This window comes from Actinoplanes sp. CA-252034 (assembly GCF_050956125.1).
In the GTDB taxonomy this organism is placed as follows: Bacteria; Actinomycetota; Actinomycetes; order Mycobacteriales; family Micromonosporaceae; genus Actinoplanes.
The window spans coordinates 711,091-731,827 of record NZ_CP191846.1; the positions used below are offsets into that span (position 1 = coordinate 711,091).

At 71.9% G+C, this 20,737-nt stretch carries 17 protein-coding genes; 14 read left to right on the top strand and 3 right to left on the bottom strand.

Annotated elements, in window-relative coordinates; genetic code table 11:
- Window positions 1–12 precede the first annotated feature (12 nt).
- Together ACQPZW_RS03400 and ACQPZW_RS03405 are read left to right on the top strand one after the other, a co-directional pair.
- Complete coding sequence (locus ACQPZW_RS03400) at window positions 13–1,740, top strand: ABC transporter transmembrane domain-containing protein (protein WP_433793370.1); 1,728 nt, start codon at window positions 13–15, stop codon at window positions 1,738–1,740.
- Window positions 1,737–3,521: an ABC transporter ATP-binding protein gene (locus ACQPZW_RS03405; protein ID WP_433793371.1), complete on the top strand. Its 1,785-nt coding sequence runs from the start codon at window positions 1,737–1,739 to the stop codon at window positions 3,519–3,521. Before ACQPZW_RS03400 ends, ACQPZW_RS03405 begins: the two co-directional genes overlap by 4 nt.
- 4 nt (window positions 3,522–3,525) lie before the next feature.
- Here ACQPZW_RS03405 and groL read toward each other — a convergent pair whose 3' ends face one another.
- Window positions 3,526–5,178 (bottom strand): chaperonin GroEL, encoded by a 1,653-nt coding sequence (gene groL / locus ACQPZW_RS03410; protein ID WP_433793372.1) that lies wholly within the window; start codon window positions 5,176–5,178, stop codon window positions 3,526–3,528.
- 72 nt (window positions 5,179–5,250) lie between these two features.
- Window positions 5,251–5,565, bottom strand: a complete 315-nt coding sequence (groES, locus tag ACQPZW_RS03415; RefSeq protein ID WP_430780500.1) for a co-chaperone GroES — start codon at window positions 5,563–5,565, stop codon at window positions 5,251–5,253.
- A 217-nt stretch (window positions 5,566–5,782) separates the two neighbouring features.
- Here groES and ACQPZW_RS03420 point away from each other — a divergent pair, with 217 nt between their 5' ends.
- The 11 genes from ACQPZW_RS03420 to ACQPZW_RS03470 all read left to right on the top strand — a co-directional run bounded on the left by ACQPZW_RS03420 (window position 5,783) and on the right by ACQPZW_RS03470 (window position 18,815).
- On the top strand, window positions 5,783–6,979 hold the full coding sequence (locus ACQPZW_RS03420; RefSeq protein ID WP_433793373.1) for a THUMP-like domain-containing protein: 1,197 nt from the start codon (window positions 5,783–5,785) through the stop codon (window positions 6,977–6,979).
- 9 nt (window positions 6,980–6,988) lie between these two features.
- Window positions 6,989–7,480 (top strand): Cys-tRNA(Pro) deacylase, encoded by a 492-nt coding sequence (gene ybaK, locus ACQPZW_RS03425; protein ID WP_433793374.1) that lies wholly within the window; start codon window positions 6,989–6,991, stop codon window positions 7,478–7,480.
- A gap of 248 nt (window positions 7,481–7,728) precedes the next feature.
- On the top strand, window positions 7,729–8,817 hold the full coding sequence (locus tag ACQPZW_RS03430) for a sugar ABC transporter substrate-binding protein (RefSeq protein ID WP_433793375.1): 1,089 nt from the start codon (window positions 7,729–7,731) through the stop codon (window positions 8,815–8,817).
- A gap of 66 nt (window positions 8,818–8,883) precedes the next feature.
- Window positions 8,884–9,687, top strand: coding sequence for an ATP-binding cassette domain-containing protein (locus ACQPZW_RS03435; protein ID WP_433793376.1), 804 nt, complete (start codon window positions 8,884–8,886; stop codon window positions 9,685–9,687).
- A complete protein-coding gene (locus tag ACQPZW_RS03440; RefSeq protein ID WP_433793377.1) occupies window positions 9,684–10,940 on the top strand; it encodes a sugar ABC transporter permease in 1,257 nt (418 codons plus the stop codon). Before ACQPZW_RS03435 ends, ACQPZW_RS03440 begins: the two co-directional genes overlap by 4 nt.
- Window positions 10,941–10,986: 46 nt before the next feature.
- Complete coding sequence (locus ACQPZW_RS03445) at window positions 10,987–12,165, top strand: ROK family protein (RefSeq protein WP_433797407.1); 1,179 nt, start codon at window positions 10,987–10,989, stop codon at window positions 12,163–12,165.
- Between the two features lie 61 nt (window positions 12,166–12,226).
- Window positions 12,227–13,105 carry a tetratricopeptide repeat protein gene (locus tag ACQPZW_RS03450; RefSeq protein WP_433793378.1) on the top strand — a complete coding sequence of 293 codons (879 nt, stop codon included), beginning with the start codon at window positions 12,227–12,229 and terminating at the stop codon, window positions 13,103–13,105.
- Window positions 13,102–14,745: an insulinase family protein gene (locus ACQPZW_RS03455; protein ID WP_433793379.1), complete on the top strand. Its 1,644-nt coding sequence runs from the start codon at window positions 13,102–13,104 to the stop codon at window positions 14,743–14,745. The genes ACQPZW_RS03450 and ACQPZW_RS03455 overlap by 4 nt, the downstream gene beginning before the upstream one ends.
- 21 nt (window positions 14,746–14,766) lie before the next feature.
- The gene (locus ACQPZW_RS03460; protein WP_433793380.1) at window positions 14,767–15,708 is read left to right on the top strand and encodes a hypothetical protein; all 942 of its coding nucleotides are present in this window, start codon (window positions 14,767–14,769) and stop codon (window positions 15,706–15,708) included.
- Window positions 15,705–17,228, top strand: a complete 1,524-nt coding sequence (locus ACQPZW_RS03465) for a M16 family metallopeptidase (RefSeq protein WP_433793381.1) — start codon at window positions 15,705–15,707, stop codon at window positions 17,226–17,228. The genes ACQPZW_RS03460 and ACQPZW_RS03465 overlap by 4 nt, the downstream gene beginning before the upstream one ends.
- A gap of 60 nt (window positions 17,229–17,288) precedes the next feature.
- On the top strand, window positions 17,289–18,815 hold the full coding sequence (locus tag ACQPZW_RS03470; RefSeq protein ID WP_433793382.1) for a molybdopterin-dependent oxidoreductase: 1,527 nt from the start codon (window positions 17,289–17,291) through the stop codon (window positions 18,813–18,815).
- 159 nt (window positions 18,816–18,974) lie between these two features.
- On the opposite strand, the gene ACQPZW_RS03475 is transcribed toward ACQPZW_RS03470, so the two are convergent.
- Entirely contained in the window at window positions 18,975–19,361 is a 387-nt protein-coding gene (locus tag ACQPZW_RS03475; protein WP_433793383.1) for a WhiB family transcriptional regulator, read from the bottom strand.
- Window positions 19,362–19,592: 231 nt separating this feature from the next.
- Here ACQPZW_RS03475 and ACQPZW_RS03480 point away from each other — a divergent pair, with 231 nt between their 5' ends.
- Window positions 19,593–20,441: a response regulator transcription factor gene (locus tag ACQPZW_RS03480; protein ID WP_433793384.1), complete on the top strand. Its 849-nt coding sequence runs from the start codon at window positions 19,593–19,595 to the stop codon at window positions 20,439–20,441.
- Window positions 20,442–20,737: the final 296 nt, after the last annotated feature.

Sequence of the window (20,737 nt, forward strand, 5' to 3'; positions counted from 1 at the left end):
CGTCGGGGCCTGATGCGAAGACTGCCTGTGAACGATCCCGGTGTCCCCGACTCCCGATCCGCCACCCGATATCTGCTCTGGCTGATCCGGCGTTCCCGCCTGACGGTGACCGCCGCCGCGCTGCTGGCGATCGCCTGGATGGGATGCCAGGCGCTGGTGCCCGCGGTCGTCGGCCGGGCCGTGGACGCGACCGTCGACCGGGACGCGACAGCACTGTCGGCTTGGGCGGCCCTGCTGCTCGCTGTGGGGCTGGTGCAGGCGTTCACCGGCATCGCACGGCACCGGTTCGCGGTCACCAACTGGCTGTCGGCCGCCTTCCGCACCGTGCAGGTGGTGGTCCGGCAGGCGAACCGGCTGGGCTCCACGCTGCCGCGCCGGCTCGACACGGGTGAGGTGGTGGCGATCGGCACGTCCGACATCACACACATCGGCAGCGCCGTCGACATCACCTCACGTGGCATCGGCTCGCTGCTCGCCGTGATCACGGTCACCGTCGTGTTGCTGCACACCTCGGTGCCGTTGGGGCTGGTGGTGCTGCTGGGCGTGCCGTTGCTGATGTCGGTGGTCGGGGTGCTGATCCCGCCGCTGCACCGGCGCCAGCGTGCCTACCGCGATCAGCAGGGCCACCTGACCGGGCGGGCCGCCGACCTGGTCGGCGGGCTGCGCGTGCTGCGCGGCGTCGGCGGCGAGGCCACCATGGCGGCCCACTACCGGGCCGAGTCGCGGGCGCTCGCCGCGGCCGGTGTGCACACCGCGCGGATCGAGTCGCTGTTGGAGGCCGCGCAGGTGCTGCTGCCGGGCCTGTTCCTGGTGCTGGTCACCTGGCTGGGCGCGCGATTCGCGGCGGACGGGCGGATCACCGTGGGGCAGCTCGTGGCGTTCTACGCCTACGCCGCCTTCCTGGTCGCGCCGCTGCGGCAGCTCACCGAGGCGATCGACAAGATGACCCGCGGGCACGTCTCCGGCCGCCGGGTGGTGACGATGCTGCGCGAGCGCGGCGACCTCCCGGACGCACCGGATCCGGCGCGCCTCCCGGCAGGCGATCTGGTGGACCACATCTCGGGCGTACGGGTGACGCCCAACCGCCTCACCGCGATAGCCGCCACCGCTCCCGTCGACGCGGCCCGCATCGCCGATCGGCTGGGCCGGTACGCCGACGGCGCCACGATGGGTGGTGTCCCCCTCATGGCCGCGGCCCTGTCCGAGGTGCGGGCCCGGATCCTGGTCGCCGACAACGAGGCGCGCCTGTTCTCCGGCCGGCTGCGGGCGGACCTCGACCCGTACGACACCGGCTCTTTGGAGAGGGCTTTGGACGCCGCCGCGGCGACCGAGACGGTCGAGGCGCTGCCGGACGGCCCGGACACCGTGGTGACCGATCGCGGCCGGGGCTTCTCCGGTGGCCAGCAGCAGCGGCTGCGCCTGGCGCGGGCCTTGATCGCCGACCCGGAGGTGCTGGTCCTGGTGGAGCCCACGAACGCGGTGGACGCGTGGACCGAGGCCCGGATCGCCGAGCGCCTACGGGTGGCGCGAGCCGGCCGCACCACGGTGGTGTGCACGAACAGCCCCCTCATGCTGAGCCAGGCCGATCATGTGTGTTTCGTCGAGGACGGCCTGGTGGTGGCCACCGGCCCGCACGCCGGCCTGTTGAGCACGGCGCCCGCCTACGCCCGTCTGGTCCGGCGCGGCAACGGATCCGGCTCCGACGACAAGCGTGAGGAAGCCGGCGAGGACCGGTCGTGAGCCGGCGGCTGCCGGTCGCGGACGCCGCGCAGGTCCGCCGGTACGCCCGTGACCTGATCCATCGCCACCCCGGCCTGTTCCGTGCCACGATCAGCCTGCACGTGGCCGCCGCGCTTGCCGGTCTGGCCGGGCCCCGCCTGCTCGGCGAGTTGGTCCAAGGCGTCCACGATCGCGTTCCGATGTCCGATCTGGATCGCCTGGCCCTCGCCATCGGCGGGTTCGTCCTGGCGCAGACCGTGCTGATCAAATGCGCCCATCTGGCCTCGGCGCGGCTGGGGGAGCGGGTGCTGACCCGGCTTCGTGAGGAGTTCGTCGACCGGGTGCTTGCCCTGCCGCTGTCCACGGTGGAGTCCGCCGGATCCGGCGACCTGCTCACCCGGACCACCCGGGATGTCGACGCGCTGTCCAAGTGTGTCCGGTTCGCCGTGCCGGAGACGCTGATCGCGTTGATCACCCTTGCGCTCGTGGTCGGGGCGCTGCTGCTGGTCAGCCCGATCTTCGCGGCGCCGTTGCTGATCGGGGTGCCGATCGTGGCGGCCGGATCGCGGTGGTATCTGCGGCACGCGCCCCGCGGATACCTGCGACAGAACGCCGCCTACTCGGACGTGACCGAGGGGCTGACCGAGACGGTGGAGAGCGCGCGTACGGTCGAGGCGCTCGGCCGCCAGCGGCAGCGGGTGCGGCGTACTGACGTCGACCTGCGGCGATCCTGGCGAGCCGAGCGGTACACGCTGCGCCTGCGGACGGTGTGGTGGCCGGTCATCGAGATCAGCTACGTGGTCCCGATGGTGCTCACCCTGCTCATCGGCGGCTGGCTCTTCATGCAGGGCCGGGTGACGCTCGGCGCGCTGACGGCCGCGGTGATCTACGTGCAGCAGCTCGTCGATCCGCTGGACCGCCTGGTCGGCTGGCTCGACGAGCTGGAGGTCGGCGCGGCCGCGCTGGCCCGGCTCCTCGGTGTCACCGCCGGGCCCCCGCCGCCGGTCACCGGCGCCGCGGAGCCGGCCGGCACCCGGATCGAGGTACGCGACGTGCGCTTCGCCTACGAGCCCGGACGCGAGGTGCTGCACGGCGTCGACCTCGTCCTCGAACCCGGCGAACGGCTCGCCGTCGTCGGGGTCTCCGGGGCCGGGAAGTCCACCCTCGGCCGGCTCCTCGCCGGGGTCCACCGGCCCACCTCGGGCAGCATCACGGTCGGCGGCGTGCCGCTGGAGGCGCTGCCACCCGACCGGCTGCGCGCCGAGGTCGCTCTCGTGACCCAGGAGCACCACGTCTTCATCGGCACCCTGCGGGACAACGTGGCGATGGTCCGGCCGGGCGCGCAGGAGGGGGAGATCCGGGCCGCGCTCACCGCCGTACAGGCCCTCGCCTGGGTCGACGAGTTGCCGGACGGGCTGGACACGATGGTCGGCGCGGGCGGCCTGCCACTCACCCCGGCGCAGGCTCAGCAGGTGGCGCTGGCCCGGCTGGTGATCGCCGACCCGCACACGCTGGTGCTCGACGAGGCGACCGCGATGCTCGACCCCCGGGCCGCCCGGGACCTCGAACGGTCACTCGCGGCGGTGGTGAGCGGGCGGACCGTGGTCGCGATCGCGCACCGGCTCTTCGCGGCACACGACGCCGACCGGGTGGCGGTGATGGACGGCGGCCGGATCGTCGAGCTGGGATCACACGACGAGCTGGTGGCCGCGGGTGGGGCGTACGCCGCGCTGTGGAGCTCGTGGCAGGGCGCCGAAATGAAGAAGGCGCGCCCCGAGGGCGCGCCTTCTCCGTCGAGCTAGCCGGTCAGAAGCCCGGACCGTGCTGGTGGCCGTGCCCGTGACCGTGACCGTGCCCGTGTCCGCCGCCGGCGGCCGGAGCCGGCTCGGCCGGCTTCTCCACGATGAGGCTCTCGGTGGTGAGCAGGAGCCCGGCGATCGAGACGGCGTTGGAGACCGCGTTACGGGTCACCTTCACCGGGTCGATGATGCCGGCCGCGGCCAGGTCGACATACTGGTCGGTGGCCGCGTTGAGGCCGTGGCCCCAGCCCAGCTCGTTGACCTTGCCCACCACGACGTAACCGTCGTGGCCGGCGTTCTGCGCGATCCAGCGCAGCGGCTCGACGAGCGCCTTGCGGACGATGCCGACGCCGAGCGCCTCCTCGCCGGTGAGGCCGAGGTTGCCCTCGAGCTCCTTGGCGACCTGGGCGAGGGCGGCGCCGCCGCCGGGGACGGTGCCCTCCTCGACGGCCGCCTTGGTCGCCGCGATGGCGTCCTCGATGCGGTGCTTGCGCTCCTTCATCTCGACCTCGGTCGCGGCACCGACCTTGATCACCGCGATGCCGCCGGAGAGCTTGGCCAGCCGCTCCGAGAGCTTCTCGCGGTCCCAGTCGGAGTCGGACGCCTCGATCTCCTTGCGGATCTGCGAGACCCGGTCGGCGACGTCGGAGGAGTTGCCGCCACCGTCGACGATGGTGGTGTTCTCCTTGTCCACGACGATCCGCCGGGCGCTGCCCAGCGACTCGAGGCCGACCTGGTCGAGCTTGTAACCGAGCTCGGGGGCGATCAGCTCGCCGCCGGTCGCGATCGCGAGGTCCTGCAGGATCGCCTTGCGGCGGTCACCGAAACCGGGCGCCTTCACCGCGACGACCTTGATGGTCTTGCGCAGCGAGTTGACCACCAGGGTGGACAGGGCCTGGCCCTCGACGTCCTCCGCGATGATCAGCAGCGGCTTGCTGGTCTGCAGCACCTTCTCCAGCAGCGGGAGCAGCTCCTCGATGCTGGAGATCTTCTGAGTGGTGATGAGGATGTGGGCGTCCTCGAGCACCGCCTCCTGCGCCTCGGCGTCGGTCACGAAGTTCGGCGAGATGAAGCCCTTGTCGAACTGCAGACCCTCGGTCACGTCGAGCTCGGTGAGCAGCGCCGAGCCCTCCTCGACGGTGATGACACCGTCACGGCCGACCCGGTCCATCGCGTCGGCGATCAGCTCACCGATGTTCGCGTCCTGCGCCGAGATGGTGGCCACGTTGGCGATCGCCTTGTGGTCGTCGACCTCGACGGCCTTGGCGAGCAGGGCCTTGGAGACGGCCTCGGCCGCCCGGTCCATGCCGCGCTTGAGGCCGATCGGGTTGGCGCCGGCGGTCACGTTGCGCAGGCCCTCGCGGACCAGCGCCTGCGCGAGCACGGTCGCCGTGGTGGTCCCGTCGCCGGCGACGTCGTTGGTCTTGGTCGCCACCTCCTTGACCAGCTGGGCGCCGAGGTTCTCGTACGGGTCGGAGAGCTCGATCTCCTTGGCGATGGTGACGCCGTCGTTGGTGATCGTCGGCGCGCCGAACTTCTTGTCCAGGACGACGTTGCGACCGCGCGGACCGAGGGTGACCTTGACCGTGTCGGCGAGGGTGTTGACGCCGTGCTCCAGGAGGTGCCGGGCGCTGTCTGAGAAGCTGAGGATCTTCGCCATGAATGGTCCCTTCACGCACCAGCGCCCTGCCCCGAGCTATCGGAACAGGGCGCAAGCGCAATCAGTTAGGTCTTACTTCTCGATGACCGCGAGGACGTCGCGGGCGGAGAGCACCAGGTACTCCTCGCCGGCGTACTTGACCTCGGTGCCGCCGTACTTCGAGTAGAGGACGACGTCGCCGACACTCACGTCGAGCGGGACGCGGTTGCCCTTGTCGTCGATCCGGCCGGGGCCGACGGCCAGGACGGTGCCCTCCTGGGGCTTCTCCTTGGCGGTGTCGGGGATCACGATGCCGGAAGCGGTCGTGGTCTCAGCCTCGTTCGCCTGGACCACGATGCGGTCCTCGAGCGGCTTGATCGCAACCTTGGTCGCGGTAGTCACGGGCATACCCTCCTGGGTATCAGGTTTCGCCGGCCGTGAAACAGGCCGGTCAATGCCTCATGCCACCGGGCGGGGCCGTCGTCGCGGGTGCCGGTCCGCCTGGTGCCTAACCGCCACGGAGGACCCGGGCGGCTGGCACCCTCATGTCGAGAGTGCTAACGCCGAGACTATGCCGGAACTAGCACTCCGTCAACCAGAGTGCCAACCAGTCACGCCAGGGAGAATGCCTATCGTGAGCCCTGAGTCGTTGCAACTGTTGCGTACCCCCGAGGGGTTGAAAGCCCTGGCCGCGGCGGCTGAGGTGACCGGCGGTGAGCCACTCGCCGCTGCCTCGGCCCTACGGGCCCGGGGCTTCGGCGCGGAACTCTCCGCGGCCGCCTTGACCCAGGCTAGTTTGCGCGAGCGCGCCGCGATGAAGTTCGGCCCGGACGCCGCCGGGATGTTCTTCACCAGGGCCGGCCTGGAGCAGGCGACCCGGGCCGTGGTGGCCGACCGGCGGGCCGCGCGGCTCGCCGCCGCGGGCGTCCGGACCCTCGCCGACCTGGGGTGCGGGCTCGGAGCGGACGCGCTCGCCGCGGCCCGGCAGGGCATCACGGTGTACGCCGTGGACGCCGATCCGGTCACGGCGGCGATGGCGGCCGCGAACGCCGAGGCGGCCGGGCTCGGCGACCGGATCACCGTGGAGTGCGCCGACGCGACCACGGTGCCGGTGGAGCGGTACGACGCGGTCTTCGCCGACCCGGCCCGGCGTCAGGCCGGCCGCGGCCGGGTGTTCGACCCGAAGGCCTACTCCCCACCGTGGGACTTCATCGCCGGGCTGCCCGGCCGCACCCCGCGCACGGTTCTCAAACTCGCGCCCGGCATCGACCACGCGCTGCTGCCGCCGGGCGCCGAGGGGGAGTGGGTGAGCGTTGGCGGTGACCTGGTCGAGGCCGCGTTCTGGTGTGGCCCGCTCGCCGAGGTCCCGCGCCGCGCCACGCTCCTCGCCCCCGGCGCGGGCCCGGCCGCCGGGCTGACCGGCACGGGTGAGATCCGGGCCGAGGTGGGGCCGGTCGGTGCCTGGATCTACGACCCCGACCCGGCGGTGGTCCGTTCGCACCTGGTCGCCGAGTTCGCCGCGTCGGTCGGCGGACGGCTGGCCGACCCGGAGATCGCCTACGTCTACACCGACGACCCGGTGGACACGCCGTTCGCCCGCCGGCTCGGCGTGACCGAGGTGCTGCCGTTCTCCCTCAAGCGGCTCCGCGCGCTGCTGCGGGAGCGTGGCGTCGGTGTGCTGGAGATCCGCAAGCGGGGCTCGGCGCTGGTGCCCGACCAGTTGCGCAAGGACCTCCGGCTGTCCGGGCCGAACACGGCCGGGCTGGTCCTGACGCGGGTGGAGGGGGCACCGATGGCGCTGCTCACCACCGCGGCGATGTAGTTTGCGCGGATGGCCAAGAAAGCGGCCGGTACGCCGGCCACCGTCGTGCTGACCACGGAGCGGGTGGCGCATGCGCTGCACCCGTACGAGGTGTCCCCCGACGCGCCCAACTACGGGGCGCTGGTGGCCGAGGCGCTGGGTGTCGCTCCGGAGCGGATGTTCAAGACCCTGGTGGCCGAGGTGGACGGCGCTCTCGTGGTCGGGGTCGTGCCGGTCACCGGCGACCTGGACCTCAAGGCGCTGGCGTCGGCGGCCGGCGGCAAGCGGGCGGCGCTGGCCGATCGGGCCGCCGCCGAGCGCAGCAGTGGTTACGTGCGCGGCGGGATCAGCCCGCTCGGGCAGCGCAAGCGGCTGCCCACGGTGATCGACGACTCGGCGACGGGGCTGGATCTGATGTATGTCTCGGCGGGTCGCCGCGGCCTGCAGGTGTCCCTCGCGCCGGCCGATCTGATCAGGCTGACCGGCGCGATCGTCGCCCCCATCCGGGCCGGGGTGTCCTGACGCGATGTTCTTCGGGTTTCGTCCCACTTACCGAACCCGACCTACTTAGCGTTGTCTCATGCAGAGCACGTTGCCGATTCGTTACGCCGGGCTTCGACATAGACCGACATCGGCGCTTGTGTTCCCTGTCACCGGAGGAATACGTTGCCGGACACAACAAACTGCCCAGCAGCGATTCTCCCAGACGCTGTTGTCCTGACAAATCCGAACGGAAGTTCCGGATTTACCCCCGGAAGGACATATAGGGAATGCGTAATCGAATGCTAGCCCTGTCCGCGGCCGGCCTGCTGGCCGCGGGAGGTCTGTCCGCCTGCACCTCCGAGGGTGGCTCCAAGGGTCGCGGCTCGGACGCGGTGATCGGCGTGATCCTGCCCGACACCAAGAGCTCGGCCCGCTGGGAGACCGCGGACCTGAAATACCTGGCCGAGGCGTTCGCCGCCGCGGGCGTCCCGGCCGACATCAAGAACGCCCAGGGCGACAAGGCGTCGTTCCAGACCATCGCCGAGGGCATGATCCAGACCGGCGTCAAGGTCCTGATGACCGTCAACCTGGACTCCGGCACCGGCAAGAACGTGCTGGACAGCGCCCGGAAGGCGGGCATCCACACGATCGACTACGACCGGCTCACGCTCAGCGGCGGCGCCGACTACTACGTCTCCTTCGACAACGTCGAGGTCGGCAAGCTCCAGGGCCGGGGCCTGGTGGACTGCCTCGCCGAGAAGCGGGTGTCCACGCCGGTGGTCGCCTTCCTCAACGGCTCACCCACCGACAACAACGCGACCCTCTTCAAGGAGGGCTACGACTCGGTCCTCCAACCGAAGTTCGACTCGGGCGAGTACCTCAAGGGCCCGGAGGACGCGGTTCCGGACTGGGACGGCGCCAAGGGCGGCACGATCTTCGAGCAGCAGCTCACCAAGGATCACAAGATCGCCGGCGTGCTCGCCGCCAACGACAGCCTCGGCAACGCGGCCATCGAGGTCCTGAAGAAGAACAAGCTGAACGGCACCGTCCCGGTGACCGGTCAGGACGCCACCGTCCAGGGCCTGCAGAACATCCTCATCGGCGACCAGTGCATGACCGTCTACAAGGCGATCAAGAAGGAGGCCGCCGCGGCCGCCGCGCTGGCCATCTCCCTCGCCCGTGGCGAGACCCCGACCACGGCGACGGAGACCGTGATCGACCCGGAGTCGAAGGCCCCGGTCAAGGCGCTGCTGCTCAGGCCGGAGGCGATCACCAGGGAGAACATCGAGGTGGTCCTCCACGACGGGTACGTCACCCGGGAGTCACTCTGCACCGCGGCTTTCGTGACGGCCTGCACCGAGGCGGGAATCAGCTGAACCCGGCGACGACGCCGCCCCGGGCCTCCCGCGGGCGGCGCCCCAGCCAATGAAGGAGAGACATCCGTGGCCGCGACACCCCTACTGGAGCTACGCGGGATCGACAAGAGCTTCGGTCCCGTCCAGGTGCTGCACGACGTCGGCATGAGCGTCTACCCCGGCGAGGTCACGGCACTGGTCGGTGACAACGGCGCCGGCAAGTCGACGCTGGTCAAATGCATCAGCGGCATCTACACCATCGACGCGGGCACGCTTCTCTTCGACGGCCGGCCGGTCACCGTGCACAGCCCACGGGACGCCGCCGATCTCGGCATCGAGGTCGTCTACCAGGACCTCGCCCTCTGCGACAACCTGGACATCGTCCAGAACATGTTCCTCGGCCGGGAGCAGAAACGCGGCATCGTCCTGGACGAGCCGACGATGGAGCAGATGGCCGCCGAGACGCTCGCGAGCCTTTCGGTACGCACCGTCAAGTCACTCCGCCAGCTGGTCGCCAGCCTCTCCGGGGGCCAGCGGCAGACCGTGGCGATCGCCAAGGCGGTGCTCTGGAACAGCAAGGTCGTCATCCTCGACGAGCCGACCGCGGCTCTCGGCGTGGCGCAGACCGCGCAGGTGCTCGAGCTGGTCCGCCGGCTGGCCGACAACGGTCTCGGCGTGGCGCTCATCTCCCACAACATGAACGAGGTCTTCGCGGTCTCCGACCGGATCGCCGCGCTCTACCTGGGCCGGATGGCCGCCGAGGTGAAGACCAGCGACGTCACCCACGCCCAGGTCGTCGAGTTGATCACCGGCGGGCGCAGCGGCAACCTGGGTCTCCCGCCGGAGGGGCCCACCGACTTCGCCGACCTCATGCCGGGGAGCCACCTGTGAGCATTTCGACGTACGACATCCCCGGCGGTGTCAAGATCGCCAAACCGACGGTCGCCGGCCACTTCCGGGACTATCTGGGCCGGATCCGCGGCGGTGACCTCGGTGCCCTGCCCGCCGTGCTCGGCCTGGTCGTCCTCACGCTGATCTTCGGCGCCGCCCGTCCCCACTCGTTCTTCAGCGCCGGCAACCTGGCGAACCTCTTCAACCAGGCCGCCGGCCTCACCATGATCGCGATGGGGCTGATCTTCGTCCTCCTGCTGGGCGAGATCGACCTCTCCGCCGGGTACGCGGCCGGCGTCTGCGGTGCGGTGATGGCGATCGTCCTGACCGAGTGGGGCTACGCCGAGCCGCTGGCGCTGATCGGGGCGCTGGTCACCGGCGTCGTGATCGGCCTGGCCCTCGGCATCCTGGTGGCCAAGATCGGCATCCCGTCGTTCGTGGTCACGCTGGCGGCCTTCCTCGCCTTCCAGGGCGTCCTGCTCAACCTGCTCGGCGAGGGCAAGAACCTCTCGATCCCGGACGGCTTCATCAAGTCACTGAACAAGGACAGCCTCCCGGTCTCCTGGAGCTGGGGGCTGGCCATCGCGTCGGTGGCGGTCTTCGCGCTGTTCCAGTTCGTGCGCTACCGCGGCCGGGCCGACCGGGGGCTGCTCACCGAGCCGGTCGGGATCACCCTGCTCCGAGTCGCCGGCATCGCGGCGCTGATCCTGACCATGACCGCGATCCTCACCCAGGAGCGGGCGATCAACCCCGGTGTCGCCTCGCTCAAGGGCGTGCCGATCGCGGCGCTGGTGATCGGTGGCTTCCTGGTGCTGTGGACGCTCGTGCTCGGCCGGACCTCGTACGGCCGGCACGTCTACGCCGTCGGCGGCAACCCCGAGGCCGCCCGCCGGGCCGGCATCGCGGTCGACCGGATCCGCATCTCGGTCTTCGCGATCGGCTCGTTCATGGCCGCGATCGGCGGGATCATGCTGGTCAGCCGGGCCGGGTCGGTCGACCCGAACACCGGTGGCAGCAGCACCCTGCTCTACTCGGTCGGCGCCGCGGTGATCGGCGGCACCAGCCTCTTCGGCGGCAAGGGCAAGGTCATCCACGCGGTGATCGGCGGCGCGGTGATCGCGGTCATCGACAACGGCATGTTCCTGATGGACTTCTCCTCCGGGACGCGCTACATCTTCACGGGTGTGATCCTGCTCATCGCCGCCGGTGTCGACGCGCTGGCCCGGCGTCGCGCGGCGACCGGCAACCGGTGATCAGGGCCCGATGAACGAGACGACGGGGCCGGGGTCGGGTTCGCTGATGCGGGCCGGCCCGAGTCAGGAAGAGGTCCGCAAGCACAACCTCGGGACGCTGCTGCGCTACGTGCACATGCACGGCGCGACGTCCCGGGCCGAGCTGACCACCCGGCTCGGGCTCAACCGCAGCACGATCGGCGCCCTGACCGCCGACCTGATCGGTGCGGGACTGGTCAGTGAGGCGGCGCCACGCGAGACCCGCCGGGCCGGCCGGCCGTCGCTGGTGGTGCGGCCCGAATCCGGGCGGGTGTACGCCTACGCGCTCAGCATCGAGGTGGACCGGCTGCGGGCGGCCCGGGTCGGGCTGGGCGGCCGGATCCTGGAGCAGTACGAGACCGAGCGCCCCCGCGGCATGAGCGCCGGCGAGGCGGTCCGCCCCCTGGCCCGTTACGTCCGCACCATGCGCTCCGGGGCCCCCGCCGACGGCCGGTGCGTGGGCAGCGCCGTCGCCGTGGCCGGCATGGTGCGCCTGGAGGACGGCATGATCCGCCTGGCGCCGACCATCGGCTGGGTGGACGAGCCGATCGGTGAGGCACTGCGCAGTGAGCTCCAGGAGTTCGGACCGCTGAGTGTCGGCAACCACGCCGACGTGTGCGTGCTGGCCGAGCACTCGCGTGGGGCCGCGGTCGGCTCGGACAACGTCATCTACCTGTACGGCGACGTCGGTGTCGGCGCCGGGATCGTGGCCGGCGGGCGGCGGGTGCACGGGCACGGCGGCTACGGCGGTGAGGTCGGCCACATGGTCGTCAACCCGTACGGCCGAACGTGCAGCTGTGGCTCCCGGGGCTGTTGGGAGACCGAGATCGGCGAGCACGCCCTGCTGCGCCTGGCCGGGCGGGAGGACCGCAGCGGCCGGGAGGCGGTGCTGGCCGTGGTGGACGCCGCGATGCGCGGGGACAGCTCGGCACAGCACGCGTTGCGGCAGGTCGGCGACTGGGTCGGGTTCGGAGTCGGCAACCTGGTGAACATCTTCAACCCGGAGGTCGTGATCTTCGGCGGCACCCTGCGCGACGTCTACCTCGGTGCCGCGGCGCAGATCCGTAGCCGGCTCAACGCGGTCGGGCTGCCCGCCTGCCGCGAGCACGTCCGGTTGCGTACGCCCGAGCTCGGCCCCGACGCGGCCCTGATCGGAGCGGCCGAACTGGCCTTCGAGCACCTCCTCGACGACCCCCTGGTGTCCTGATCGGACGTTTTGGTCCACCGTCGTGAATGGGCGCTGCCCCCGAAGATCTATGCTGCCCGCCATGCTCCCGCGTCAACCGGATCTGGACCCGGCAGCCGCCTATCCGCGGATCACCGGTCTGCGGGTCGCCCTGGACTCCGGGGACTGGCCGGCGTGCCGCGCCGTCCTCGACGCCGCCGAGCCGGTGGAGCGCACCGAGCTGACCATGATCGGCCTCACGGAGCCGGGCCTGGAGACGTTCCTGCGGGGCGTGCTGGACGGCGATCCGGGTGACGGGGCGGCCGCCGTGCTGCTCGGCCGGCACCTGATCGAGACAGCCGACCCGGTGCGGGCCGAGCGGCTGCTCGTCGACGCGGCTGCCCGCAGCCCTCGGGACCCGGCGATCTGGACGGCCCGCCTGAGCACCGCCGGTGACCTGGGGCTCGCCCGGTCCGAGGTGGACCGGCGGTACGCCCGGCTCGCCGAGATCGACCCGCACCACCTGCCCGGGCAAAGGCGGTACCTTCTGCGGCTGTGCCCGCGACCAGGCGGCGACTGGGAGCCGGCGCACACGTTCGCCCGTACGGCAGCGGGGTCCGCGCCGCCCGGATCGTTCGGACCGGTGCTGATCGCCGAGGCCCACCTGGAGCGCTGGCGGGAGGAGCACCGCCGGAGCCCGTCCGCGGGACGCCGCTATCTCGCCGCCGACGAGGTCCGTGCCGAGTTGCACGAGGCCGCGCGACGCTCGGTGTGGCACGCCGACTTCCGGCACGCGCACGGCTGGGTGCGGGTGGTGAGTACGTTCGCGATGGTGTTCGCCCTGCTCGACGACCGGCCCGCCGCGGACTCGCTGTTCACCGCGCTGGGCGACCTCGGTTCCCGGCACCCGTGGGCGCACCTGGGCGATCCGGGCCAGGCGATCGTGAAGTATCGGAGACGGGCGCGGGGAGGCGGCACATGAGGCGACTGGAGGTCGACGGGATCCCGGCGGTGCTCGCGCCGGTGACCGGTCCCGCGCACGCCGGCCTGGTCTTCCGGGTCGGCACGGCGGACGAGCCACTGGCCCGGCGCGGCATCACCCGCCTGGTCGAGCACCTGGTGACCGACGGGTTGGGAGTGACCGGCCGGACCAGTTGGACGACCGGGCCGGAGCACACGTGGTTCCACGTGCAGGGCTCACCGGCCGAGATCACCGAGTTTCTGACCGGCGTGTGCGGAGCGCTGAGCAACCCGCCGACGGAGCGCCTCGCCACCGTGCGTGACCTGGTCCAGGGCGCCCGGCCCGACCGCGACCCACTGCCGATGTGGCGGCACGGCGCCCGTGGCTTCGGTGTCGTCAGCTATCCGGAGTGGGCGCTGCCCGGCCTCACCGAGGCGCACCTCCGCGAGTGGATCGCCCACTGGTTCACCCGCGACAACGCGGCGCTCTGGCTGGCCGGCGACGTGCCGGAGGGCCTGCGCCTGGACCTTCCGGCCGGGATCCGGCAGCCACCGCCGCCGGCCGCCACGACACTGCCGGCCACCCCGGCCTGGTTCACCGGTGGCGTCGGCTGGGACACGGTGATCGCCCGCGGGCCCGGCGCAGCGGTCTTCGCCAACGTGCTGGAACGCCGGGTGCACCGCGAGCTGCGTGACCTCACCGAGCAGATCCGCACCGAGTACGTTCCCCGGTCGGACGGCACCGCGCGGATCCTGACCGTCGCCGATCCACTGCCTGGCCGGGCCGAGGCGGCCCTCGGCGCCCTGGTCGATGTGCTCGCCGCGGTTCGGGCCGGGCAGATCGACCCGGACGAGGTGGCGGCCGTGGTCAAACTCACCGCTGAGGGCCTCCGCGACTCCGAGTCACGGGGCGCCCGCCTGCCCGGGCAGGCGTTCAACCTGCTCGCCGGGCGCGAGGTGCAGACCCTGGAGGAGGCACTGGCCGAGGTGCGGGCGGTCACCGCGGCCGAGGTGGCCGGGGTGGCGACCGAGGCGTACGCCGCCGGCCTGCTGATGGTCCCGCCCGGCAGCACCGCCGAGTGGGCCGGATACACCGCGGCCCCGGCGATGTCGGACACCGTGCCGCCCGGCCGTGTCCATCGTGGCCGCCGTGACCGTGCCCTGCGGTTGATCAGCGGCGACGAGGGTGTCGGCGTGACCGGCCACGGCGTGGTCGCCGCCGTCCGCTGGGACTCCTGCGCGGCCCTGCTGGCATGGCCGGACGGCGGCCGTCGTCTGATCGGCGAGGACGCGGTGACGGTCCGGGTCGAGCCGACCCTCTACCGGGGCGCCGACCGGGTGGTCCGCGAGGTGGACGCCCGGGTCCCGGAGCGACTGCGGATCGAGATGCCACCGCGTGACCGTGACGACATCCCGCAGCCGGAGCCCGCACCCCGCGACGGCGGCGCGCGACGCCACGCCGTGGCGGCCCTCTGCGGTGTGCTCGCGCTCTTCTTCCTCGGCGGTGGCCTCTGGCTCCTCATCCAGTTGCTGACCGGCGCGGAGACCGACAACCCGCGCGGCGAGGAACTGCTGGTGCTCGCCGGATCCCTCGTCTTCGGCGCTCTCCTCGCCCGGTCCGGCTGGGCCGCTGCGCGGGAACTGGGCAGCCGCCGGGGGTGAACGCGCTCTATAGTGCCCGCCATGATCGGATCCAGCGACGTGGTGCTCGACGGGGCCGCCGCGTACCCGGAGATCGCCGGGCTGCGCGCCGCGCTCCGGCGCCGGGACTGGCCGGCCGGCCGGGCTCTGCTCGACCAGCTGGAGCCGTCGGCCCGCAGCGCCGCGCTGCAGGCCTGCGCCGGTGAGCTGGGCCTGGAGGAGTTCCTGCGCGATGTGCTGACCGCCGACGTCACCGACGCCTCCGCGGCCGCGCTGCTCGGTCACCACCTGATCCACGTCGGCTGGGAGATCCGCTCCGGGCAGTACGCCCGGCACATCAGCTCCCGGCAGTTCCACCGGTTCCACGACTGGCTGCGGCGGGCCGAGCAGGTGCTGATCGACGCCGCGGCCCGCCATCCGAGAGACCCGGCGATCTGGACCGCCCGGCTGCTCACCGCCCGGGGCCTGCAACTGGGTCTGGCCGAGACTCGCCGCCGACTGGACCGAGCACTCGCCGCCCAGCCCCACCACCTGCCCGCCCAGCTGCAGTTCCTGCAGAGCGCCTGCCCCAAATGGGACGGCACCTGGGAGCTGGCGCACGGTTTCGCCCGCGACGCGATGCAGGCCGCCGCACCCGGCTCGCCGCACGCGGTGCTGGTCGTCCACGCGCACGTCGAGCACATCTTCGGCGACGACGACACCGACGTCTTCCAATACCTCGCGAACGACGCGGTCCGCAACGAGATCTACGAGGCGGCGCACCGCTCGATCTGGCATCCGGAGTTCCGGCACGGCCCCGGCTGGCTGCAGGCGCTCAACGCGTTCGCGCTGATCTTCACGATGCTCGACGATCGCCGGTCCGCCGCGACCGCGTTCGCCGGCCTCGGCAACCTGGCCGCGGAATACCCGTGGAACCAGGTCGGCAGCGACGTGAACGCGCAGGTCCGGGAGGCTCGGGCATGGGCGTACGAGGGAGCCTCGTGACCATCCGCCAGGAGGTCGACGGGGTGCCGGTGCTGATCGCGCCGACCACCGGGCCGATGAGCGCGGGACTCGCCTTCCGGGTCGGTTTCGTCGACGAGACGCTGCCCCGCCGTGGCATCACGCACCTGATCGAGCACCTCGCTCTGCACACGCTCGGGGTGGCCGACTACCACTACAACGGCGCGACCGGCGTCGAGCACACCGTCTTCCACATGCAGGGCGCCGAAACGGACATCGTCGCCTTCCTGAACGGCGTCTGCGCCGGCCTCGCCGACCTGCCGCTGGACCGTCTCGCCGTCGAGAAGGAGATCCTGCGCACCGAGCAGAACTCCCGGGGCGAGGGGCCCGCCGGGCGGCTGGCCCTGTGGCGGCACGGTGCCCGCGACTACGGCCTGGCCAACTACCCGGAGTTCGGGCTCGGCGGGATCGGCCCCGACGACCTGCGCGCCTGGGTGGCCCGATATTTCCACCGGGACAACGCGGTTCTCTGGATCGCCGGGCCCGGCGTGCCCGCCGGACTGCGGCTCGACCTGCCGGGCGGCACGCGTCAGGTGGCCCCGGCGCCCTCGTCGATTCTTCCGGTACGCCCGGCGTACTTCCCCGGCGCGGAGGACGCGGTCGCGTGGGACGCCGTCGTCGACCGGGGAGAGGCCGCGGCGGTCTTCGCCGAGGTTCTGAGACGGTCGATGTTCCGTTCGCTGCGTCAGGAGAGCGGTCTCTCCTACAACGTGGTTGCCGACTACACGCCCCGCGCCGACGGCCGTGCCGTGATCACGGCGGCCGCCGACTCGCTGCCCGAGAAACAGGGCGCGGTGCTCGGCGGCCTCGTCGACGTGCTGGCCGCGGCCCGCCTCGGGATGATCGACGACGCGGAGGTGACCGCGGTCGTCAACAAGCGCCGGGAGGAGCTGCGACAGGCCGAGGCCACCGGCGGCCGCCTGTCCGGCCAGGCGTTCGACGTGCTCGACGGCCGCCCGGCGCGGAGTCTCGACGAGGTGCTGGCCGAGCTGGACGCGGTCACCCGGGACGAGGTCGTCGCGATCGCGGCCGCTGCCTGCGCCGACGGACTGCTGATGACTCCGGGCGACACCGAGGCCGACTGGGCCGGATTCGTCGCCGCGCCGCCGTCGTCGGTGCCACCGGTGGACGGCGTGACCCACCGGCCGACCGATGACACGGTGCCGCAACTGATCGTCGGGGAGCGGGGGATCAGCCTGGTCCGCCCGGACTCGACGACCACCGTGCTCTTCGACGAGTGCTCGGCCGTGCTGACCTGGCCGGACGGCGGCCGCGTCTACATCGGGCACGATGCCGTCCAGCTGCGTGTGGAGCCCGTCTTCTACCCCGAGGGGCCGGCGATGACGGCAGCCCTGGACGCCTGGACCCGGCCGGAGTCGCGGGTCACGATGCCGCCCCGTGATCCGGAACGGATACCCCGCCCGCCGGCGCCCGCTCCCGGGCCACCCGCCCGGAGCGACTCCGTGCTCGCCCGGACCCTGCGCCGCATCCGGCGAGGCTGACATGATTCCGTAAGGTCTCCAGGCGTATCCGTCCCGGCGGAGAACGGGGACGATGACGGAGTGAAAGCGTCGATCAGATCCGGGCTCGGTGGGGTGGTGGCGGCCGCGGCCGCTCTCGGCGTCGCCGAGCTGGCCGCCCTCGCGACCGGAGCCCGCTCCGCCCCGATCGTCGCGGTGGGCGGTGTGGTCGTCGACCACGTGCCCGCCCCGGTCAAGGACTTCGGGATCGCCGTCTTCGGGGTGCACGACAAGACCGCCCTGATCACCGGTACGGTGCTGCTGCTCGCCGGCTACGCCTACGGGGTGGGTGTGCTGGCCCGGCGGCGATGGGCACCGGCGGTCGCGGGGGTCGCGCTGTTCGGGCTGGCCGGAGCGGTGGCGGCGGTGACCAGGCCGGGCGCCGGCGTGACGTCGGTGATCCCGTCACTGGTCGGCGCCGCGGTGGCCGTGGTGGTGCTCGGTCATCTACGGCGACGGGCCGGCGCGGCCGACATCGACGACGGGGGCGGTGGGCCGTACCAGATCGAGGAGAGCCGTCGCCGCTTCCTCCGTGACCTGGGGATCGTCGCAGCGGCCGCAGCGGTCGCGGGTGTCGCCGGCCGGATGCTCACCTCGCGCCGCGCGGTGACCGTGGCCCGGGAGGCGGTCGCGTTGCCACCCGCCGCCGGGCCGAAGCCGGTGCTGCCGGCGGGGGTCGACGTGCCCGGCGCCCACCCCTATGTGACGCCCAACCGTGCCTTCTACCGGATCGACACCGCCCTGGTCACGCCGCAGGTCGACCCGGAGGCCTGGGAGCTGCGGATCCACGGGATGGTCCGCAATCCGATCACGCTGACCTGGGCCGATCTGCTGAAGCGGCCGATGGTCGAGCGCTACGTCACGATCGCCTGCGTCTCGAACGAGGTGGGCGGCGACCTGATCGGCAACGCCCTCTGGCTCGGCACCCCGATCAAGGACCTCCTCGACGAGGCCGACCCGCTGCCCGAAGCCGATCAGGTGGTGCAGCGCTCGGTCGACGGCTGGACCTGTGGCGCGCCGACCGCGGCGCTGCGCGACGGCCGGGACGCGCTGCTCGCGATCGGGATGAACGGCGAGCCGCTGCCGGTCGAGCACGGCTTTCCGGCCCGGATGATCGTTCCCGGACTGTACGGCTACGTCTCCGCCTGCAAATGGATCACCGAGATCCAGCTGACCCGGTTCGCCGACTTCGACGCCTACTGGGTGCCGCGCGGGTGGTCGGCGCTGGCGCCGGTGAAGACCCAGTCGCGAATCGACAGCCCGGGCGACGGAAGCCGCAAACCCGCGGGTCCCGTGACGATCGCCGGAGTCGCGTGGGCGACACATCGGGGCATCGCCGCGGTCGAGGTGCAGGTGGACGACGGTCCGTGGCGGCCCGCCACGCTGGCCGCCGCGGTCTCCGCGGACACCTGGCGGCAATGGAGCCTGACCTGGGACGCTTCCGCCGGGCGGCACACCCTTCGGGTACGCGCGACCGATCTCGATGGGGTGACACAGACGCCGCTGGAGGCGCCACCGGCACCGGACGGGGCCACCGGGCTACACCAGGTGACCGTCGAGATCGGGTAGTGGGAAGCCGCACTTTCGGTCCGACTCGGGAAAGCAAGTCGCTCATACGGTGGCTTGCATGTCCACCGATGCGGTTGAAGAACCGCTGAACCACTCGACACGGTCCTCGATCGAGGACCGTGCCGGAAGCCGTGTGGTGATGCCGCGTGCCGGGCGGCGTCAGGCCGCCGGTGCCTGCCGTTGCGCGGGCACCGTCGTCTTGTGGGGCCGGCCGAGGCGAGCCTCGAGCCGGAGCAGGTCGACCCGTCCGTGACGGTCCGCCAGATCCTCCCAGCCGACCGCGAGCAGCCGCAGCCGCTCCGATTCGCTGAAACCTCCCCACACCCCGTACGGCTCGCGTACGGCGAGGGCGTGCGCGGCACACTCCGCCCGGACCGGGCAGGCGCCGCACATGGTCTTCGCCTTGGCCTCCCGGCGACTGCGGGACGACCCGCGCTCGCCGTCAGGGTGGAAGAACTGTGCGCTGTCCCGGCCTCGGCAGAGCCCCAGTCGTTGCCAATCCCAGACATCGGCAATGGGACCGGGCAGTCTGCGAACGTTCGACATCAACACCCTCCTCCCGCGCGGCACCGCGGAGCGTTCGTCGTGAGGGGCCAGGATCCGGCCTTTTGCCGGTGTACCCAGGCCACGCCAACCTCACACGCGCCATGTCGATGTCTTCGCGAGCGGTATGGCAAAGGGGTGGCAAGTCATACCTTTCTTTCCCGTTTTTTCCATCTAAAGCGCGTAATGCTGCGGCCCTCGCGTGATCTCCTCTGAGAGAGAAGGAGGATCACTGTGCGTACCGTCCTCGTGTGCGTCCGAACCCCGTTGGCGGCCCAGACCGTCGCGTCCACCGCGGCCCGGCTCGGCATGACCGGCGTCGTCCGGACAGCGGTCAGCGAGACCGAGGCCATGATCCGACTGGCGGAACGGCCCGCCGAAGTGGTCCTGGCCGACACCGCCGTGACTCGGCCCGACAGCGTCGGGTTCACCCGGCGTGTGCTCGCCCGCGCCCCCCAGGCGCAGGTGGTGCTCTTCGGAGCGGAAGATCCGCGGGTCGCCGCGGCGGCAGTCGCCGCCGGTGCCCGGGGCGTCATCCGCGGCGTCGAACACGACCTGGTCAGTGTCGTCGCCAAGGCGCTGCTCCTACTGCTGTTGCCGGTGCGCCCGCAAGGCATGCCGATAAACGGCGCCAACGCCCAACCGGCCACCGTGGCCGGCGGTGTGCGCAACAACAACTCCCCGGCGGCCCGGGGCCAATACCAGCAGGGTGGCATCGGCGTGCACAACGCCGCGTCCGTACCTGCCATGCTCGGGCCCAACGCGCCGATGGTCCCGGCACAGCGTGGCGACGCACCCATCGATCCCGCCACCGGGCGGCCGATGGTCGCCTGGCCCGGCAACGAAGCCGGTGTGGGCATGACCGACGCACAACCCACCGGGCGGCGGCTGACGCTTACTGAGCGTGAGCTTCAGGTGCTGCGCGGGATGGCGGACGGTAAGAGCAACGCCGAGATCGGGCGGGAGCTCTTCGTGTCCGAGGACACCGTCAAGACCCATGCTCGGCGGCTGTTCCGCAAGCTCGGGGCCCGGGATCGGGCTCACGCTGTCGCCGCGGGATTCCGGGCGGGGCTGGTGGCATGAGGTAGGTGGCCTGGTCTGCCTGGCCTGGTTGGCCCGGTGGATCAGGTTGGGATGCGGTTGGCACGGTGGCTTCGGTGGGCGGTTCGGTCTGCTGAGCTTGCTGGCTCCGCTTCGCTCCGCGGCAAAACGCCTTTTTACCGGTGATGAGGCAGGCGATTTCCCGCCACCCAGCAAACCCCGCTGGGCGTCGGGAAATCGACTGCCTCATCACCGGCGGCGTTTTGCGGGCCGTTCTGTGGCTACGCGCGGCCTGGGAAACTACGGGGGGTCCGGCGGGGCTGCGTAGTTGTTCTTTG

Coding starts and splice junctions, on each gene's coding strand:
- ACQPZW_RS03400 (WP_433793370.1), top strand. CDS start 13: ATGCGAAGACTGCCTGTGAACGATCCCGGTGTCCCCGACTCCCGATCC.
- groL (WP_433793372.1), bottom strand. CDS start 5,178: ATGGCGAAGATCCTCAGCTTCTCAGACAGCGCCCGGCACCTCCTGGAG.
- groES (WP_430780500.1), bottom strand. CDS start 5,565: ATGCCCGTGACTACCGCGACCAAGGTTGCGATCAAGCCGCTCGAGGAC.
- ACQPZW_RS03420 (WP_433793373.1), top strand. CDS start 5,783: ATGCCTATCGTGAGCCCTGAGTCGTTGCAACTGTTGCGTACCCCCGAG.
- ybaK (WP_433793374.1), top strand. CDS start 6,989: ATGGCCAAGAAAGCGGCCGGTACGCCGGCCACCGTCGTGCTGACCACG.
- ACQPZW_RS03430 (WP_433793375.1), top strand. CDS start 7,729: ATGCGTAATCGAATGCTAGCCCTGTCCGCGGCCGGCCTGCTGGCCGCG.
- ACQPZW_RS03445 (WP_433797407.1), top strand. CDS start 10,987: ATGCGGGCCGGCCCGAGTCAGGAAGAGGTCCGCAAGCACAACCTCGGG.
- ACQPZW_RS03450 (WP_433793378.1), top strand. CDS start 12,227: ATGCTCCCGCGTCAACCGGATCTGGACCCGGCAGCCGCCTATCCGCGG.
- ACQPZW_RS03455 (WP_433793379.1), top strand. CDS start 13,102: ATGAGGCGACTGGAGGTCGACGGGATCCCGGCGGTGCTCGCGCCGGTG.
- ACQPZW_RS03460 (WP_433793380.1), top strand. CDS start 14,767: ATGATCGGATCCAGCGACGTGGTGCTCGACGGGGCCGCCGCGTACCCG.
- ACQPZW_RS03475 (WP_433793383.1), bottom strand. CDS start 19,361: ATGTCGAACGTTCGCAGACTGCCCGGTCCCATTGCCGATGTCTGGGAT.